This window comes from Dialister succinatiphilus, assembly GCF_928721695.1.
Classification (GTDB): domain Bacteria; phylum Bacillota; class Negativicutes; order Veillonellales; family Dialisteraceae; genus Dialister; species Dialister succinatiphilus.
In genome coordinates this window covers 2,389,198-2,408,538 of sequence record NZ_OV788641.1, presented here as the reverse complement: position 1 = coordinate 2,408,538, position 19,341 = coordinate 2,389,198, and the positions used below count along the sequence as shown (strand labels likewise).

The following is a 19,341-nucleotide window of genomic DNA, read 5'->3' as shown; positions in this document are numbered from 1 at the left end:
TTTGGGGCGTGAGGGTTCAAGCGCCTTTCGGCGCTCGGGTTCTATCGTTCGTGTGCTGCGCACCGAACGATGGGTTCGGCCCACAGAGCGGGCTGGTTCAGAGGGGAGTTTTATATGCCGCTGCCTGGGGCAGCGAAAACCATACAACCGCCCTGGCGGGCGAGGAAATGCATTCCCCCTTTGGTGCCTTACGGCACCACCTTCCCCCCGCGGAGCGGTGGGACTATGGGTGCTTAGCCATGGAGTCATGTCTCTGCGGGAAAGCGTAGAAATCTATTCTGCCCCCTGCATAGGGGGAAGTCCGGCGCAGCCCGGATAGGGGGTGGCGAGCGTAGCGAGCCAATCACCAGAATGCCAATCAAGCCCTATGACACCGAAAGTAAATCCCGTAACGTTCTTGCGTCCCCTTTAGGGGAAGAGGGCCACGAAGTGGCGAAGGGGTGGACGGTGGTAAGATAGTGCAAAATGTGTTCGCTGTGCATCGCTTCGCTCAGGGGGCCGCCGATTGGCGGTCAGGACCGCGATGGAGCATCCTATCGGTGCTCTGCCCCGTACACCCTTTCCCGCTTCGCGGGACTTCCCCCCGGTGGGAAGCATGTCACTGGATTTTCAGGTCGCTTCGCTCTCTTACAAATCCAGTTCCTTTGCCACCTCAAGGGGAAACGAGAAAATAGGTGGCACTGGATATTGTGTCACATATGACACAGAAAAGTAAATCCCGTAACGCTGACTTTATACTCATCGCCCTGCGGGCGATACCACAACCCTCGGCCTGAAAGGCCGTCAAACTTAAGAACCCTTGGGCCGAAGGCCCATCCATCTTAAGAACCTTTCCCTTCACAACCCTTTTACACAACCCGCCGCCGAAAGGCGGCCATAACCCTCGGGGCGAAGCCCCGTCAACCCTCACACCGCAGGTGTGTCCAATCATTTCTTTGTCCTACTTGAACAAGGGTATATAATAAGATAAGTAAATAGTAAGAAATTAAAGCGGATGAATTAGCGTTTCATATATTGAAAATTGCTATTTACCAATAAAAATACAAGGGGAGTGTACTATGTCATTAAAATCTAAAGAAATTACAGCCCTTTTAGCCGTACTGGCTTTGACAGGGGCAGGCAGTGTCAGTGCTGAAACACCGGTGTATACGCTGAAGGGTATTACGGTTACTGCCAACAGGCAGGCGGAAAGGCTGCAGGATGTGCCGGCCAATGTACAGGTGGTTACGGAGAAGGATATCCAGAAGAGGAATGTGCAGAATACAGCCCAGGCTTTGGCTATGGTGACCGGTGTATCGGCATCCCAGTCTGTGGAGGGTACGGTGAATCTGAGAGGATATAATTCCAAGAATATTCTGGTGCTGGTGGATGGTCAGCCCATGAACACGGCCTGGGACGGGGATGTGGACTGGAATATGATTCCCGTGGAAAATATCCGTAAAATCGAAGTGGTCTCCGGCGGACAGTCCGCTCTTTACGGCGGTCGGGCTGTAGGCGGTGTCATCAATATTATGACCAAAACCCAGAAGCAGGACGGTCTCCACGGCTCTGCCACTGTCAGCTATGGCAGCAACGCCACGGTAAAGCAGAATTATAATGTTGGCTTCAAAAAGGATAAGTTTGATTTTGGCGCCTTTTATGGCAGCATGAATACCCATGGCTGGAAGGATTACGATGTTTCTGTCAGCAAATCCGGGAAAGAGGAAGGTTATGATTCCGATGCGGAAGGAAACGCCATCATCGGTAACAGAGGCAGCAAGAAAGTTTTGAATGAGTCCTTTGGGTTCAACATGGGCTACAGTTTCAACGACAGCCAGAAATTGACCTATAAATATACCCATTCAATTTATGACTGGAAGTATGACGACCCCATTTCCTACATTGATGGGGCTCATCGCTGGAATGGAACAATCGGAGAAAATAATATGAGCTACAGCCCGTCCAGTTTTCTGGGGACGTGGGGATGGCGTGCCTATAATCTTCATTCTTTAACCTATAATGATAAAGATAATGGCATCCATGCTCACTTTGGCTTGACCGATTATTACAAAGATGGTTATACCTCTCCGGCTACCTCTCCGGACACAAGCGTAAATCCGGAAAAGAATTTTGATGGCCCCGGTAAGAAAGTGTCTTATCCGTCCAGGTCCTGGAATTTCGATTTGAACAAACGCTGGATCTTAGGAGCCCATACCGTGCTGTTTGGCGGATCCTATACAGAAGATAAGTTCTCAGAAACCATAGAAAATAATGTTTATGACTGGAAGTCCTGGAACGGAGCATCTGATGGAATTGATCAGCGGCTGGGCGGAAAAGATAAGAGTTACGCCCTGTATCTGCAGGATAAATGGGCTGTTTCTCAGAAATTGACCGCTTATATCGGCGGACGGTATGACCATTATAAAAAATATGATGGGTACTCTCAGTACAGGGGAAAGGATGAAAAGGATTTCGATTCTTCTTCCTATGACAAGTTCTCCCCAAAGATTTCTCTTGATTATGCTTTTAATGACAGCACCAATGCTTATGTTTCCTATGGGAAATCCTTTAATCCGCCTATTCTGTACCAGGTGTACAGATACTCTGACAACAAGAGAGGGACCTATCGTCCTAACCCTGACCTGGATCCGGAAACTACAGATACTTGGGAATTAGGACTGAAAAAGAAATTTGGCAGCAAGACCGATGTTCATGCCGATGTGTTCTATGCAAAAACAGATGATTATATCAAGTTGAATAAAGAGAACGCATCTGCTTATTTCTATGAAAACGCCGGCGACGCCAAGACCCATGGATTTGAAATTTCCCTGAACCAGCACCACAGTGACGCCTGGACTTCCTATATCAATTACACCTGGCAGACAGGAAAGGTAGAGGGTGAAAAGAATTATGACATTCCCCGCCATCTGCTCCACCTTGGTACTACGTACAGCAAGAATCCCTGGACAGTGAACCTGGACGGCATGTTCATTTCCGACAGGACGGAAGCAGGGAAGGAAAGCGGTCACTTCATGGCTCGGGATGCTTATTTCCTCATGAACCTTTCCACCAATTACCAGTTCAATAAGAACTTCGGACTCCAGTTTGCTGTGAATAACCTCTTCGACAGGGAATATTATGATGACAACAACCATTATTACATCGGTGACGGCAGGACCTACACCCTTACCGCCAGATATTCCTTCTAAAATGGAACAAAAAAGCACCGCCCTTTCGGGACGGTGCTTTTTGTATGGAAATATAAAATGGCAAGGCTCCTTCCTGTGGAGAAGAGGGCAACGAAGCGGCGAAGGGGCGTAGGAGGGTATCATTCAGAATGATACTCTAGGGAAGCGCTGATTAATTCGTTGTTTGCTTTCATTCTTATGAAAGTAGACTCTATGAATTAATCAGTGCTTCCCTGGGCAGTCCTGATTGCCGAAAGGCAGCTTCCTGTGGGGGATTTCTCGACTCCGTTTCACCGGCTCCATGAAAACATGCGATTCATACCGGCTTGTACTTCCGCTCGAAATGACGGGGAAGCACAGATGACACAACTGCAGGTCCCGTAACGCTGACTTCATATTGCGCCCATAGGGCGCCTCCACAACCCTCGCCCGCAAAGCGGGCGTCAAACCTAAGAACCCTTTGAACCTTCTGAACCCTCATGTGCGCATTCTGCATAGAATGCGCAAGTCAGCCGAAGTTGGCCCTTAGCCTGCCCATAAAAGGGCCTTCCTATTGTCGGCTGACCGTTCGCAGGCGTGTCCACGTGCCCTACTCCTCGTCCCAGGGCAGGTGAATATGAGGGGGCTTCAGGAAACGGGGAAGAATGCCCTGATCCTCTCTGGGATGAGCTGGAACGAAGACGGGAAGACGGTTGGGAAGGATTTCCAAATCCAGAGGGAAGGTGGGGCCCAGGTCGCCGTCTACGTTGGTGACAAGGGGTTCGTTTTCCCGGATGGAAAGGTGGGCTTTCTTGAAGCTCACTACGGTGAGGAAGTCCGGCCCCATCTGCATGCCTGCCAAGAGCTTTGGCGCCGATTTCAGGGCCAGGAGCCATTCAAAATCGTGGAAGAGGCAGAGTTTGATGACCCCTTTATTTCTTTCCGACGGCGGAATGAGGTTATGGAAACTTCCGGCGGAGTCGGTGAGCATGGCCGCAATGAGGGGAGAGGACACTTCGATGACGGTGCCGTTTTCCTCTTCAATTTTGAAATGGTAGGATTTCTGCTTCGATACCACCTGCATGCCCTTCATGTAGTACGCCAGGGATCCGAAGAGGGTCTTTTCCTTGATGGTAACCTTGCCTACAGCTTCGGAAATGCTGCCGGCGCCCACCACATTGATAAAATAGCGGTCATTCACCCGGCCAACGTCGATATTCGTTTTCACCGCCGTTTCCAGCATGTGGATGGCTCCCTGGGGGGAGCGGGGAATGTGAAGGGCCCTGGCCAGGTCGTTCACCGTGCCGAAAGGGACAAAGCCGAAGGTGGAGCTGCTGTTGACAGGCACCATGCCATTGATGACTTCGTTAATGGTACCGTCGCCGCCCATGCATACCACATCCCGCCCTGCTTCTGCCGCATCTCTGGCAAAATCCGTGGCATCCCCTGCCTTTTCCGTCAGTCTGATGATGATATCCTCAAACCGTTTGGAAAGAACAGAATGGAGAAGGGGAATATATCGCGGTGCCCGTTCATGGCCCGATGTAGGGTTGACGATGATGGTACACTGTCCTTCTTTTTTCATGACTCTCACACTCCGTGCAATGGAGACCGGGGTCTCCTGAATTCTATCTATCCTATTATACCAAATAGAAAGGAAAATTTGACAGATTCATAAAAGTTTCCTGCCGAGTTGAAACACAATGGTGCCATGCCGGATAGGGAACCATATGCGAACAGTTTCCTGTGAAGGTGAAACGCAATGGTGCCATGCCGGATAAGAAACCATATGCGGAAAGTTTCCTGTGAAGGTGAAACGCAATGGTGCCATGCCGGATAGGAAACCATATGCGGAAAGTTTCCTGCTGAGGTGAAACGCAATGGTGCCATGCCGGATAGGAAACCATATGCGAACAGTTTCCTGTGAAGGTGAAACGCAATGGTGCTATGTGGAGTAGGAAACTATATGCGAAAAGTTTCCTGTCATCATGAAACGCAATGGCCCCATGTGGAGGAAGAAACTTATTTCCTCAATCAATTTTTTCAAGAAATCTATTGACAAGAACTGACCCGGGTATTATACTCTATGCATAACCGAAAACCCAAAGATACAAGGAACGGGAAAAAGGAAATTTCCTTGATTTACAGAGAGCCGGCGGTTGGTGTAAGCCGGTAAGAAGAAAACTTCCAACACTCACCCGTGAGTATTTCAGCCGAACTAAGTAAGCGGAAACGTCCATTCACGTTACGAATAGGAACACCAGAGTATAATGTAGGGTGGTACCGCGAAACTTTCGCCCCTATCTTCAAAAGAATGAAGATCAGGAGCTTTTTTATTTGGTATCATCGGTGTTCCACTGAGCGATAAACCAGGGTGGTACCGCGTATATGCGCCCCTGCCGGATGAATCAGTCCGGCAGGGGTTTTTGATTGGATAACAATTTTCATTATATATCAGGGAGGAAACGAAAATGAAGAAATGGATGAAAGCAATGGCAGCAGCAATGGCAGCAGCAGCAGTATGTGGAGCATTTGCAGGATGCGGCGGTGACAAGAAAGCCGCTTCTTCCAGCGCAAAGGCAGCCAGCGGTGATACAGTAAAATTTGGTTTTGTTACCGCCTATACCGGCCCCGGCGCCGCTTATGGCCAGGCTGAAAAGGAAGGCGCAGAACTGGCTGTAGAAGAAATCAATAAAGATCCGAAAACAAAGATGAAAATTGATCTGGTGACCTACGACAGCAAGCTGAACAAGGCAGAAGCCATCAATGCCTTCAAGCGCCTCATTGAACAGGATAAGGTACTGGCTATTCAGGGCCCCATGACTTCCGGTGAAATTTTCGCCGCAGGCCCCATTGCCCAGCAGGCTAAAGTTGCCGTTTTCGGCACCAGCACCACAGCTCCGAAGGTAACAGACATTGGCGACTACATTTTCAGAAACGCCATCCCCGGTAAGCTGGCTATCCCCACCACAGTCAAGAAAGCCCATGATAAACTGGGATTCAAGAAGGTAGCTGTCATGTACTCCAACAACAATGACCAGATGGTCGGTGAAAATGAAATTTACCAGCAGACCTTCAAGGATATGGGCATTGATGTAGTGGCTACCGAAACCTTTGCAGACAAGGATACGGACTTCTCCGCTCAGCTCACCAAGATTCAGGCGGCCAATCCGGACGTCATCTGCATTGCAGGCTTCTACCAGGAAGGCGCCCTCATTGTAAAGAAAGCCAGAGAAATGGGAATGAACCAGCCCATTATCGGCAACAACGGCTTCAACAGCCCCCAGTACATCAAACAGGCCGGCGATGCAGCCAACGGCACCCTGGTAGCAACACCCTGGAACCCGGATAGAAAGAGCGACAAGGCCCAGAACTTCCGTAAAGCCTTCGTAGCTAAGTACGGACACGAACCGGACCAGTTCGCAGCCCAGACCTACGATGCTTTCTACATTATGCATGAAGCCGCTGAAAAATCCGGCTCCACCACAGACCGCAAGAAATTCCGCGATGCACTGGCCCAGATTAAGAACTTCGAAGGCGCTACCGGCAAGTTTGAATTTGATGAAAACAGGGATCCAAAGATGGATCTGGATGTACTCCAGGTACAGGATGGAAAATGGGTTCCTTTCGCTTAATAGGCTGACATGTCAGTAAAGCAGCAGGGAAGCATGGAAATCAGAAAGAATGTAAGGAAGCAAGGAAGAATAGAAGGAAAAGGATGGAAGTATAGGAAATAAAAAGGCGAAGCGTCATGCTTCGCCTTTTTACGTGGGATATGGCGGGAAATTTTATCGGCGCTTACTGTAGAGCCTCTTATGAAGTGACTGTTTCGCGGTGCTTTCCGGTATTCCCGAAGGTTGACACGCCCTTACGGGCGTGAGGGTTGAGCCAGCCGCCGGGCCTTTCGGCCCTGGGCTGCCAGGGTTCTGCCTGTGATCGGCTTCGCCTTACAGGCGGGTTGAGGGCTCTCGCCCTCGGGAGTTATATAGTATCGCTGCGCTGGCGAGGTACGGCGCTTTCGGCGCCATTTTTTATACCGCCTTTGGCGGCTAAAACCATACAACCGCCCTGCGGGCGAGGAAAATGCATTCCCCCTTTGGTGCCTTATGGCACCACCTTCCCCCCGCGGTGCGGTGGGACTATGGGTGCTTAGCAATGGAGCCATGTCTCTGCAGGAAGCATAGAAATCTATTCTGCCCCCTGAACAGGGGTGGCAAGGGAACACGATTCGTAAGGAAGCGAAGCGACCTGAGAATCGTGTGACACGCTTTCCCGTGGAGAAGTCCGGCGCAGCTCGGATAGGGGGGCGAGCGTAGCGAGCCAGTCAGCAGAATGCGTATCAAGCTCATAAAGCCAATCCCGTAACGCTGACTTTATAAGCATTGCCCGTAAGGGCAATCCACAACCCTTTGAACCAGCCTGCCAAAGGCAGGCCGAACCCTCTGAACCTTCTGAACCCTCATGTGCGCATTCTGCATAGAATGCGCAAGTCAGCCGAAGTTGGCCCTTAGCCTGCCCATAAAAGGGCCTTCCTATTGTCGGCTGACCGTTCACAGGCGTGTCCAAGACGAACCCTCTGAACCCGGGCCACAGAGAAGACCATCAAAATACCACTGGAAACTCCGGGCTATCTGTGGCATGATAAACCCATATAAGGAGGAAAGAATGATGGATGAAATGAATGAACTTTTTTATAAAGATGCCTACATGAAGGACTTTGACGGTGTAGTAGTGAGCTGTACGAAGGGGAAGAAGGGCTATGAGGTGGTGCTGGACGACACTGCCTTTTATCCCGAGGGCGGCGGACAGCCGGGGGACCAGGGGACCCTGGGCGATGCCCGGGTGCTTGATGTACACCGGAAAGAGGGTGTAGTGGTCCATTATACCGACAAGCCCCTGGGCGTGGGAAGCAGGGTGCATGGAACCATTGACTGGCAGCGGCGCTTTGATTTCATGCAGAATCACTCCGGGGAACACATCTATTCCGGCCTGGTGCATAAGAAATTTGGCTACGACAATGTGGGTTTCCATATGGACAAAGTGGTCACCGTCGATTTCAGCGGTCCCATGACCATGGAAGAGGCGCTGGAAATTGAGAAGGAAGCCAATCAGCTGATTTACAGCAATGTGGAAACAAAAATTACCTTCCCCACGGAAGAAGAACTGAAAACCATTCCTTACCGGAGTAAAATCGAGCTCACCGGCAAGGTGCGCATTGTAGAATTTCCCGGCGGCGATATCTGTGCCTGCTGCGGTACCCATGTGGCAAGGACGGGAGAAATCGGGCTGATTAAGGTGCTTTCCCTGATGAACCATAAGGGCGGCGTACGCATTGAACTGGCCTGCGGCCGGTGGGCCATGGAAGATTATGACAGGGTCCATGATTTGAACCGGGATATAGCAGTCCGTTTTTCCGTCAAACCCTATGAAACAGTGAAGGCTGTGGAAAAGATGGAAAAGGATATGGCAGAACTCCGGCAGAAAATCAACGACATGAACCGCCATTACTTTGCTATGCGGGCTGCTTCCCTGCCGGAAGGAAAGAAAGCGGTGCTTCTCTATGAAGAAACCATGGCCCCCATGGAACTTCGGAAATTCTGCGAATACCTGATGGGAGAAAAGCCGGATACCCTTTTCTTCCTTCTCTCCAGAAAGGATGAAAAGGCGCTGAACTACGCCATCGGCAGCGGCAGCGTGAATCTGAAACCCCTCCTCAAAGAATGGAACACCCGCCTTCACGGCCGCGGCGGCGGAAAGGACATTATGCAGGGCTCCTTTGCCTGCTCCCTGGATGAAGTCAGGAAACTGGTGGAGGAATTGGAATAAGACTGAAAATTTTTTGGCTTTTTACTTCTCGTCCCTTGAGCAAAGCGATGCACAAATCATAGTGAGTCGTTTTCTTGTGGGGACAATGTTTATAAAGTCAGCGTTATGAGGAAGGGTTCTTAAGATGGACCGGCCCTATGGGCCGGAGGGTTCGTAAGTTTGACGGCCCTTCGGGCCGAGGATTGTGGTATCGCCCGCAGGGCGGTTGTAAAGGTTTTCGCTGCCCCGGGCAGCGGCATATAAAATTCCCCTCTGAACCAGCCCGCTCTGTGGGCGGAACCCATCGTTCGGTGCGCAGCACACGAACGATAGAACCCGGGCGCCGAAAGGCGCCTGAACCCTCACATCGCAGGTGTGTCCAAGAGCCGCCACCACAATTTTCAGCGGCTCCTCATCCATGCCGGCAGTTTTAATGTTCCTCCGGCGGCCCATACGCCCAGAAGGATAAGGGCGGCGCCGGCCAGTTCGCCGAGGCCCATGTTTTCACCGAGGAAGAAGTAGGCGAAAATGGCGGCGAACACGGGCTCCAGGGAGAAGATGAAGCCTGCCCTTTCAGGGGTGGTGTATTCCTGAGCCACCGCCTGGATGGTAAAGCCGTAGGCGGAAGAGAAGACCGCCAGCCCCAGAATGGCGGTCCATTCCGGCAGGGTATGGGGCATTCTGGGCGCTTCCAGAAGGAGGCTGACGGCGCCGGCTATGATTCCGGCAAAGCCCATCTGCCATAGGCCCAGAAGGAGGCTGTCTACTTTAGAAACGAAGGTATTGGTGAAGAGGATATCCAGGGCGTAGAGAAATGCTGCCAGGAGGCAGAGCACGAATCCTTTGTCCAGGCTGATGGAAGTGACGCCGTTCAGGATGAAAAGACCGGCGGTGACGATGGCGGTGCCAAGCATGATGGGAAAAGACGGCATTCTCTGAATCCACAGGCCGTGAAGGATGGGCACCATAATGACAGAAGTGGAAATCAGAAATCCCGCCGTGGAGGCAGAGGTGCCGATGACTCCGTAGATGACGCCGATAAAGACACCGGCAATGAGAAATCCGGTGATGGCGCTGTATTTCAGTATTTTCCCGTCGGTCTTCCGAAGACGTTTCATAAAGAAGGGGAGCAGGATGAAGAAGGCAAAAAGGCATCGCAGTGCGGCAATGGAGACAGGCGGCATGGTCTCTGCGCCCAGTTTCATAAATCCATAGGAACTGCCCCATACGAAGGCTGCGGTAAAAAGTAGGAAATCAGCTTTATTTTGACTCATGAATCCTCCTTAAATGAATCAGATGCTTTTGCTATTCTATCATAATTTGACAATCCTTATCATTTCTCTTTAGAATGATTTGAGAAAATGGTATAATCCATATAGATTTTATGAAATGAGAGGAGACTTGCTATGTCTTTTAAAGAAATCCCTGTGGAAGAATGCGGATTGAATCCGTTTACAAAACTCGCTGATTACTGCATTGTCACAGCAGGCAATAAAGAAAAATGCAATCCCATGCTGGTGACCTGGGGCGGTTTCGGCATTATGTGGAGAAAACCGGTGGCATCCATCTATATCCGTCAGAGCCGTTTCACGAAGACCATCCTGGATGCCCAGGATTATTTCACCCTGTCTTTCCCGCCCGTATCTTATAAGCCAAAGGAATCCTACATGGGCTCCCACTCCGGCAGGGACGGTGATAAATTCGAAGGCAGCGGCCTTCATCCCTATGCTATCGGTGATGAAGCGGTGGGCTTGGAAGAAGCGGATCTCATCCTGGTATGCCGGAAGATTTATACCCATGAAATGAAAGAGGAATTCTATACGGATAAGGAAACCTATGAAAGGTGGAATTCCGGCAGACAGGCCGGCAATAACCACAGCATTTATATGGGAGAAATCGTCAAAGTTCTGAAAAAGTGCTGAGAAATAAAAAGTCCCCGTCAGTCATCACTGTGACCGGCGGGGACTTTTTATTGCGGGATGGTTTTCTGTCCGGTGTGGCGCATTGGGGAATCATCACGGCAGGAAACTATTTTTATGACTTATCCTCTGCGCCCAGCACCATGTCGGAGCTTTTGAGGATTCCTTCTTTTCTTCGCTTTTCAAATTCCGCCGTGGCAGTAAAGAGAACGTCGCTGGAGCTGTTGAGGGCTGTTTCACAGGCATCTTCCAGTACGGAAATAATAAATCCTACGCCTACTACCTGCATGGAAATGTCGCTGCTGATGCCGAAGGAGGCGCAGGCCACGGGGATGAGGAGGAGGGAGCCGCCGGCTACTCCGGAAGCTCCGCAGGCGCCGATGGTGGCTACCAGGCAGAGGAGGAAGGCTGTGGGAATGTCCACGTCGATGCCCAGGGTATGGGCAGCAGCCAGGGAGAGGACGGAAATGGTGACAGAAGCGCCGGCCGTATTCACTGCAGCCCCCAGGGGGATGGAAATGGAGTACATGTCCGGATCCAGTCCCAGACGGCGGCAGAGGTTAAGGTTCACCGGAATATTGGCGGCGCTGCTTCTGGTGAAGAAGGCGTAGACGCCGCTTTCCTTTAATGTGGTCAGCACCAGGGGATAGGGATTTCTATGAACTCTGGAAAATACAAGAAGAGGATTCATCACCAGAGCCACGGTACCATAGGCACCAATCAAGACGGCCAGGAGATGGAGGTAGCCCAGAAGGGCGGAAACGCCCTGGCTGCCTACGGAATTGGCCACCAGTCCCATAATGCCCAGGGGCGCCAGATGGATGACCCAGCCTACGATCTTTGTCACTGCTTTGGCAGTGTCATCGAGGAATCGTTTCGTGCTGCCTGTTCCCATGGATTTCATGGCAATGCCGAAAATGACGGCCCAGAGAAGGATGCTGATGTAATTAGCCTTCAAGAGGGCGCTGACCGGATTGTCAATGGTGCTCATCACCAGGTTGAAGAGCACTTCCCCGATGCCGCTGGGCGGCGCGGTGCTGCCTGCATCGGCAGCGGCCTGCAGGGTGAGGGTGGTGGGGAAAAGGAAGGAAAAGGATACGCCAATGATGGAAGCCAGGAAGGTGCTGGTCATGTACAGGGTGACGATGGGCTTCATGCTGCCTTTCTGGTTTGGCTTCTTCTGGGCAATGGCATTGATGACAAGGAAAAATACCAGCACCGGCGCCACGCTCTTTAATGCTTTCACAAAGAGGTCACCGAATACGGTAAGAAAGGGTACTGACTGGGGAAGAGTGACGGCCAGCAGAATGCCAAGCACCAGTCCCAGGGCAATCTGGTGAATCAGTTTGATATGGGAAAGAATGGATTGTATTTTGGAAATCAAGAGAATCCTCCTATATAAGTAAAAAGAGATGCTACGGTTTTTCATTATACGCTTATTTACAGGGGAACGCAATGTTTTCGATATATTATATAAGGTAAGGAGAAGAGGAAGGAGAAATTGAAATTCAAATTTGAATTATATATAATAGGGATAGAAAATCAATCAGACAGGGACAGGCATCAGATGTCCTTCCCTTTCATGCATATCCAGCTTGTAAGGAGGTGGCGGCATGGATAAAAAAAGAAAAGCAGCCCTTGGCATGGTTTCCCTGTTAGCGGCTGCTTTTTGCATGGTTCCCCTTTCCGGAAAAGCAGAGGAACCGGTGAATCTTGAGAAAACGTCATGGACGGCTCTGGCGTCCATGTACGGGAACCCCTATTTCACAGAAGAAAAGGGAGCCACCCTTTCGCCGGAGGTGCTGGCGGAATGGTGGAAAGTATTTCATGATGATACCCTGGACTCCCTGATTTATACCGCCCTGGACCATAACCGGGACCTGGCCCAGGCAGAATCAAGACTGAAACAGGCCAGGGAGGCGCTGGGCATGACGAAAGCATCCCTGGTACCCTGGATGAATGCAGGCGCCGGCTGGGTGAGGGCTGAGGCGCCGGAAGGAGTAATCACCGATGTCACTCCATCGGCTTTGGAAAAAGTGCCGGGCATGACCATTGATAACAGCCATAATCTTACCTACACCGGACTGGATGCGTCCTGGGAACCGGATTTCTTCGGCAAAAACCGGTCCAAGGTGAAGGCGTCGGAAAAATCGCTGGAAGCCCAAAGGGCGGCCCTCTACTCCACCTGGGTATCCCTTTCGGCGGAAGTGGCCATGAATTACATCACCCTCCGCACCCTGCAGGAGGAGCTGGCGGTGACGGAAGCCCATATCCATAACCAGAAAGAGAATCTCGCCCTTCTTCAGGTGAACGAGAATGCAGGCCTTCTTTCATCCCTCCCTGCAGACCAGGCGTCCTATACACTTCATGAATCGGAAGCGAAAGTGCCGGAGCTGAAGACGGAAATCGCAGATACAGCCAATCGGATTTCCATTCTCACCGGTACGGTGCCGGGAGCGCTGAATGAAAAGCTCCTCACCCCTTCGCCTCTTCCGGAAATCGACAGCGCCATGTACAATGCCATTCCGGCAGAGGTGCTTCGCCAGCGGCCGGATGTGCGCGCGGCGGAAATGGCCTGGGCTGCGCAGATAGCAAAGACAAAAGAAGCCAGGGCGGAAATGAAGCCGAAGTTTTCCATTCTGGGCGTACTGGGGCTGGCAGCCCTTTCCGGCGGCCTCTTCTCTGCCGGCAGCCACGCCTTCGGCATTATGCCTCAGGTATCCTATCCCTTATTTAACGGCGGCGCGCTGAAAAGAAATGTAAGGGTACAGAGCGAAAAGGAAAAAGAAATGCAGAGTGCCTATGAAAATACGGTGCTCAAGGCGGCCGGTGAAGTACGAAGCGCCATGACTGCCATCAGCCAGGATAAGATCCGGAAGGACTCTCTGGAACAGGGAAGAAATAAGGCCAAAGAAGCACTGGATCTGGCACAGAACCAGTTCACCTACGGCCTTTCCGACTACATGGGAGTCTTGGACGCAGAGCGCCATTACCTGTCCCTGGACCAGAACTATACCCTGTCCAAAGGAAAGGAACTCACCGACATGGTATCTCTCTTCAAAGCATTGGGCGGCGGATGGAAACCGCTGGATGAGGGACTGGAGAAAGATAGAAAATAGAGAGCAGACCTGTCGGCTTCCGGCTGTCCGATTCTCCCGGGATGGCATAGGTGGCGTTCTTAGGGAACGAGCTTTGCGAAGCGGTGCGGATAGTTCTTTATACTCATCGCCCGCAGGGCGAAGCGAGCAAACCTTCTACCCAACCTGCGGCGCCAGCCGCGCCCCTTAACCTTTGAACCCTTTGAACCTTTTGAACCTTCTGAACCGTCTGAACCCTCATGTGCGCATTCTGCATAGAATGCGCAAGTCAGCCGAAGTTGGCCCTTAGCCTGCCCATAAAAGGGCCTTCTTATTGTCGGCTGACCGTTCGAAGGGCGTGTTTAATATAAAAATGTGAGGTGCATAGTATGTTTGAAAAATGCAGGGAGCATAAAAAAGCCTTTATCCTCATAGCGGCCCTTCTTATACTGGCTGTGGGCTTTGGGTGCTATGAGTACAGGAGCCGCAAAGCGGCGGAAGAGGCTGCGCATCAGCTGGTGCTCTATGGCAATGTGGATCTCCGGGAGGTGTCACTGGCCTTTAAGAACAGCGACCGTATTTCCGATATCCTTGTGGAGGAAGGGGATGCGGTGAAGAAGGGACAGGTGCTGGCGAAGCTGGACACGGCGGATCTGGAGCATCGCATGGACATTACCCGTTCCCAGATTGATGCCCAGCAGGCGGTGGTGGATAAGCTCCATAACGGCACCAGGGAAGAAGATCTGCGGAGCGCTGAAGCCAAGGTCCGGGAAGCCCGGGCAGAAAAGGATTTCCTTGCTTCTGACTACCAGAGGAAACAGGATGCTTTCCAGGCTTCCGGCGGCAAGTCCGTAAGCCGCCAGGTCCTTGAAGATGCCAGGACGAAGCTTCAGGTGGCCGAGGCAAAGGTGAATGAGGCAGAGGAAGCACAGAATCTGGCTGTGGCCGGCCCCAGAAGCGAAGATGTGGCGGCCGGGGAAGCCCAGCTCGATGCGCTTAAGAATACGCTGAAGCAGGAAGAGTATACCTTGTCCCAGTCGGAACTGACGGCGCCCCAGGACGGCGTCATACGGTCCCGTCTTATGGAAGTGGGGGATATGGCTTCTCCCCAGAAGCCGGTGTTCCGCATGTCCCTGAATACGAAGAAATGGGTACGGGTGTATGTGAAGGAAGGGGACCTGGGCAAAATCCATGAAGGCATGGACGCCCGGGTGTATACGGACAGCGATCCGAAAAATCCGGTGAAGGGCCAGATCGGATATATTTCCTCCACCGCTGAGTTTACGCCGAAAAATGTGGAGACCTCGGAACTCCGCACGGCCCTTCTCTATGAGGTGCGGGTGTATGTGACAGATCCGGAAAACAGACTGCGCATGGGCATGCCGGCTACGGTAAAAATCGGACTGTAAAGGGTGATGACATTGGAAGACTCTGTAATCAGGGCCAAAGACCTGTATAAAGGCTTTGCCATCAAAGGAGGCGTCCTTCCTGCCCTGGACCATCTGTCCCTTTCCGTGAAAAGGGGAGAGCTTACGGCGGTGATCGGTCCTGACGGCGCCGGAAAGACTACCCTCATGCGGCTCATTGCGGGCCTCATGGCGCCTTCCTCCGGCAGTCTTTCCGTACTGGGTCTTGACAGTGTGAAAGATGCGCAGGAAATCCAGAGCCGCATTTCCTACATGCCCCAGAAATTCGGACTTTATGAGGACTTGACGGTGGCGGAGAATATGAATCTCTATGCCGACCTGCACGGCGTTGCGAAGGACAAGCGGCCTGCCCGCTTCCAAAAGCTCTTGGAAATGATGGGGCTGGAGCGGTTCACCGGCCGATTTGCGGGGAAGCTGTCCGGCGGCATGAAGCAGAAGCTGGGCCTTGCCTGCACCCTGGTCCGTTCACCGGACCTGCTTCTCCTGGATGAGCCTACGGTGGGGGTGGATCCCCTGTCCCGGCGGGAGCTTTGGGACATTCTGAAGGAGTTTGTGAAGGAGGAGCATCTTTCTATTTTCGTCAGCACTGCCTACATGAATGAAGCGGAAATGTGCCGTCATGTGTTTGTGCTGAACAAGGGCCGTATCCTGGCTGACGGCACGCCGGAGGATCTGCGGAACCTGGCCAGGGGACGTACCTACCGGGTCATGCCGGAGGCAGGGATGCCTACCCGGATTCTCCAGGCCCATTTACTGGACGATGATGATCATGTGGTGGACGCGGTGCCTCGGGGCGGGGAGGTCCATTTCATTGCCCGAAAGCAGGGCATGGTAATTCCCTGTCTGGAAGCCGGAGGTCTCAAGGCGGAAGCCGATGAACCCCGTCTGGAGGACGGCTTTATGATTCTTCTAAGGAAAGCGGAGCCATCGGTGCTGAAATCTTCGCCGGACAGCGAAAGAGCTCTGGATGAAGGCGGCCGGCCTTCAGAAGAGGTCAATATCCGGGTGAAAAATCTGGTGAAGAAGTTTGGCGATTTCACGGCGGTAGCCAATACGTCCTTTGAGGTGCATAAAGGAGAAATTTTCGGCCTGCTGGGGCCTAACGGCGCTGGAAAGACCACCACTTTCAAAATGCTCTGCGGCCTTCTGCCGGAAACCAGCGGTTTCCTTTCGGTGGCAGGGGTGGATTTGAGAAAGGCCAGAACCAGGGCCAGGGCCAACATAGGCTATGTGGCTCAGAAATTTTCCCTTTACAGCCACATGACGGTGCGAGAAAATCTGAATTTCTTCGGCGGCCTCTATGGACTGGCACCGGCAAAGAAGAAGGAACGGATCAGGGAAGTGGTGAAGGAATTTCATCTGGAAAACCGGCTGGACATGAAGGCGGGAGATCTCCCCGGCGGCTACAAGCAGCGGCTTTCCATGGCCTGCGCCCTTATTCATGAGCCGAAAATCCTGTTTCTCGATGAGCCCACCTCCGGCATCGATCCGCTGGCAAGACGCAATTTCTGGCGGCAGATTACCACCCTGGCTGCCCGGGGGACCACCATTATCATTACCACCCATTTCATGGAAGAGGCGGAGTACTGCGACCGTTTCATGATTCAGGATAATGGCCAGCTGCTGGCCATCGGAAGTCCTTCAGAAATCAGAAGAAAACTGAAGGAACCCCGGGCGGATATGGATGATATTTTTATTAAAATCGTTGATGAAGCAAGGAAGAAAGGAGAGAAAAATCCATGGAAGGATTCTGCCGGCGCATGAAAGCGCTGATTTACAAAGAATTTCTCCAGCTCATCCGGGATTCCAGCTCCCTTCTTCTGGGCATCGTGCTCCCCATCATTCTGATCCTGATCATCGGTTACGGCATATCCCTGGATGTGAAGAACGTACCCTGCGCCGTGGTGCTGGAAGATGCATCGCCTAAAGCCCAGGATGCCGTGAGCTTTCTGAACGGCTCCGACTACTTTTCACCGGTTTATGTGACAAGCATGAAAGAAGCGGAAAAGCAGCTTCTGGACAGGGACGTAAATGTCATTATAGATATTCCTCCCGATTTCACCTCCTCCCTCTATGAAGGACGGGCGAAGGTTGAGGTCATTATGGACGGTGTGGAAACGGCTACGGCCATGAGCACCGGCTCCTATGTGGAAAGCTCCCTGTCCGCCTGGATGGCAAAGGAAGGACTTACCGGCCAGGGCGGGATTTCCATCGTTTCCCGCATGTGGTTTAACGATGCCAATTCCAGTACCTGGTTTTTCATTCCCGGTCTTATCATGCTCATTATGACCATCGTGGGGGTCATGCTGACCTCTGTGGTTATGGCCCGGGAATGGGAGCGGGGTACCTTTGAATCCCTCTTCGTCACGCCAGTGAAGCCCATGGAGCTGGTGCTGGCCAAAATGGTGCCCTATTTCTGCGTGGCCCTTCTGGGCATGGGCATCTGCCTGGTGCTGTCCCGCTTCCTCTTCGAAGTACCCCTGGATGGGTCCCTGATAGCACTGATTCTGATTTCCATGGTGTATCTTCTGGTGGCCCTGGGCATAGGGCTGGTGATATCTGCCATTACGAAAAGGCAGTTCCTGGCCTGCCAGTTTTCTCTGCTCATCAGCTTCCTGCCCTGCCTGGTGCTGTCGGGCTTCATTTTTGACCTTCGCTCTACGCCGGAATTCGTACAGGCCGTAGGGGAAGTGCTGCCCTTTTCCCACTATCTTATTTCCATCAGGACCCTCTTCCTCTCCGGCACCGATACAGGCCTTCTTCTGAAAGAGGGAGGGCTCCTTATGCTGTATGCCCTGTTTTTCGTCAGTGCTGCCTTCGGCATGACCAGGAAGAAGGTGGAATGATGGATGACATCAGACTCTTCCTCCAGCAGCTTCGGGTAATCTGCGTGAAGGAAATCATGGCCATCTGGAATGATCCCGCTACCCGCCGCATCGTGGTGGTGCCGGTCATCATTCTGGGGTTCCTTTTCGGCTATGCCGCCAATTACAATCTGGAAGACGCGCCCTATGTGGCAGTGGATGAAAGCAGGAGCTATGATTCCTCCCGCCTCCTTTCCCGCTTTGATGGCACCGGACTTTTCCATCGGGTGGCCACGCTGCAGAATCCCGATGAAATGGGAACCATCATTACCCGGGGCGATGCGGTGATGGCGGTGTTCATTCCCGCCGATTTCCAGCGAAAACTGGATGGGGGAGAAAAAGCGGATATCCAGATTATTACGGACGGCAGAAATACCATGACCGCCAGCCTCTCTTCGGCCTATGCCGCCCATATTGTGGGACAGTTCAATCTGGAAAGGGCCGGAAGGGAAAGCCCGGTGACCATAGAAAGCAGGACCTGGTTCAATCCGAACCAGATTACCCGCTGGTTCTTCCTGCCCGGTATTATCGGCCTTTTAAGCTTTGCCCAGGTCTTTCTCCTGGCAGGCCTTTCGGTGGCCAGGGAAAGGGAAGAAGGCACCTTCGAGCAGCTTCTGGTGGCGCCGGTCTCTCCGGCGGTGATTCTTGTGGGGAAGGCGGTGCCTCCCATGATCGTGGGCTTTATCCAGTGCACCATTCTCCTCTGCATCAGCTACTTCTGGTTTAACGTGCCCTTTGCAGGCTCCCTTGTGACTTTCTATACAGCTCTTTTCTTCTACCTTTTAAGCTCTACCGGCTGCGGACTCATTGTATCCTCTATTTCCAAAAACATGCAGCAGGTGCTGGTCTATGTCATTGTGTTCATGATTCCTATGGCCCTTCTTTCTGGCATTATTACGCCGGTAAGGAATATGCCTCTTTTCCTGCAGCTTGTGACCTATGCGGATCCCCTGCGCTTTGCCCTGGAATTGATACGGCGCATTTATCTGGAAGGCCTTACCTTCGGAGAGCTGGCCTGGAATTTTGTGCCCCTGACCGTCATATCCCTGGTGACCCTCACCATTGCGGGGTACCTGTTCCGGCATCATATGAATTGAAGGTGA

Annotated in this window: 12 protein-coding genes and 1 other annotated feature; of the genes, 9 read left to right on the top strand and 3 right to left on the bottom strand. The window is 52.2% G+C overall.

What is annotated here, in order from left to right; genetic code table 11:
- The first annotated feature begins 1,058 nt into the window (after window positions 1-1,058).
- Window positions 1,059-3,188: a TonB-dependent receptor plug domain-containing protein gene (locus NW747_RS10090; protein ID WP_273187306.1), complete on the top strand. Its 2,130-nt coding sequence runs from the start codon at window positions 1,059-1,061 to the stop codon at window positions 3,186-3,188.
- A gap of 568 nt (window positions 3,189-3,756) precedes the next feature.
- Here the strand turns inward: NW747_RS10090 and NW747_RS10085 are convergent.
- On the bottom strand, window positions 3,757-4,731 hold the full coding sequence (locus NW747_RS10085) for a diacylglycerol/lipid kinase family protein (RefSeq protein WP_273187304.1): 975 nt from the start codon (window positions 4,729-4,731) through the stop codon (window positions 3,757-3,759).
- A gap of 519 nt (window positions 4,732-5,250) precedes the next feature.
- Window positions 5,251-5,451, top strand: a binding site (T-box leader).
- A gap of 166 nt (window positions 5,452-5,617) precedes the next feature.
- Between NW747_RS10085 and NW747_RS10080 the strand changes: the two genes are divergently transcribed.
- Together NW747_RS10080 and NW747_RS10075 are read left to right on the top strand one after the other, a co-directional pair.
- Complete coding sequence (locus NW747_RS10080; RefSeq protein WP_008858688.1) at window positions 5,618-6,781, top strand: ABC transporter substrate-binding protein; 1,164 nt, start codon at window positions 5,618-5,620, stop codon at window positions 6,779-6,781.
- A gap of 1,030 nt (window positions 6,782-7,811) precedes the next feature.
- Window positions 7,812-8,972 carry an alanyl-tRNA editing protein gene (locus tag NW747_RS10075; RefSeq protein ID WP_273187302.1) on the top strand — a complete coding sequence of 387 codons (1,161 nt, stop codon included), beginning with the start codon at window positions 7,812-7,814 and terminating at the stop codon, window positions 8,970-8,972.
- A 380-nt stretch (window positions 8,973-9,352) separates the two neighbouring features.
- Here the strand turns inward: NW747_RS10075 and NW747_RS10070 are convergent, their stop codons facing one another.
- Window positions 9,353-10,225, bottom strand: coding sequence for a DMT family transporter (locus NW747_RS10070; protein WP_273187300.1), 873 nt, complete (start codon window positions 10,223-10,225; stop codon window positions 9,353-9,355).
- Window positions 10,226-10,357: 132 nt separating this feature from the next.
- Here NW747_RS10070 and NW747_RS10065 point away from each other — a divergent pair, with 132 nt between their 5' ends.
- Window positions 10,358-10,873, top strand: coding sequence for a flavin reductase (locus NW747_RS10065; protein ID WP_273187298.1), 516 nt, complete (start codon window positions 10,358-10,360; stop codon window positions 10,871-10,873).
- A gap of 112 nt (window positions 10,874-10,985) precedes the next feature.
- Here NW747_RS10065 and sstT read toward each other — a convergent pair whose 3' ends face one another.
- A complete protein-coding gene (gene sstT, locus NW747_RS10060) occupies window positions 10,986-12,251 on the bottom strand; it encodes a serine/threonine transporter SstT (protein ID WP_419095315.1) in 1,266 nt (421 codons plus the stop codon).
- A gap of 232 nt (window positions 12,252-12,483) precedes the next feature.
- Between sstT and NW747_RS10055 the strand changes: the two genes are divergently transcribed.
- The 5 genes from NW747_RS10055 (at window position 12,484) to NW747_RS10035 (ending at window position 19,335) form a co-directional block, all read left to right on the top strand.
- Window positions 12,484-13,989, top strand: a complete 1,506-nt coding sequence (locus NW747_RS10055) for an efflux transporter outer membrane subunit (RefSeq protein WP_273187294.1) — start codon at window positions 12,484-12,486, stop codon at window positions 13,987-13,989.
- Window positions 13,990-14,336: 347 nt separating this feature from the next.
- Window positions 14,337-15,356 (top strand): HlyD family secretion protein, encoded by a 1,020-nt coding sequence (locus NW747_RS10050; protein ID WP_273187292.1) that lies wholly within the window; start codon window positions 14,337-14,339, stop codon window positions 15,354-15,356.
- Between the two features lie 6 nt (window positions 15,357-15,362).
- Window positions 15,363-17,138: an ATP-binding cassette domain-containing protein gene (locus NW747_RS10045; protein WP_273187290.1), complete on the top strand. Its 1,776-nt coding sequence runs from the start codon at window positions 15,363-15,365 to the stop codon at window positions 17,136-17,138.
- On the top strand, window positions 17,114-18,220 hold the full coding sequence (locus NW747_RS10040; protein WP_273187288.1) for an ABC transporter permease: 1,107 nt from the start codon (window positions 17,114-17,116) through the stop codon (window positions 18,218-18,220). The genes NW747_RS10045 and NW747_RS10040 overlap by 25 nt, the downstream gene beginning before the upstream one ends.
- The gene (locus NW747_RS10035) at window positions 18,217-19,335 is read left to right on the top strand and encodes an ABC transporter permease (RefSeq protein ID WP_273187286.1); all 1,119 of its coding nucleotides are present in this window, start codon (window positions 18,217-18,219) and stop codon (window positions 19,333-19,335) included. Before NW747_RS10040 ends, NW747_RS10035 begins: the two co-directional genes overlap by 4 nt.
- The last annotated feature ends 6 nt before the right edge of the window (window positions 19,336-19,341 follow it).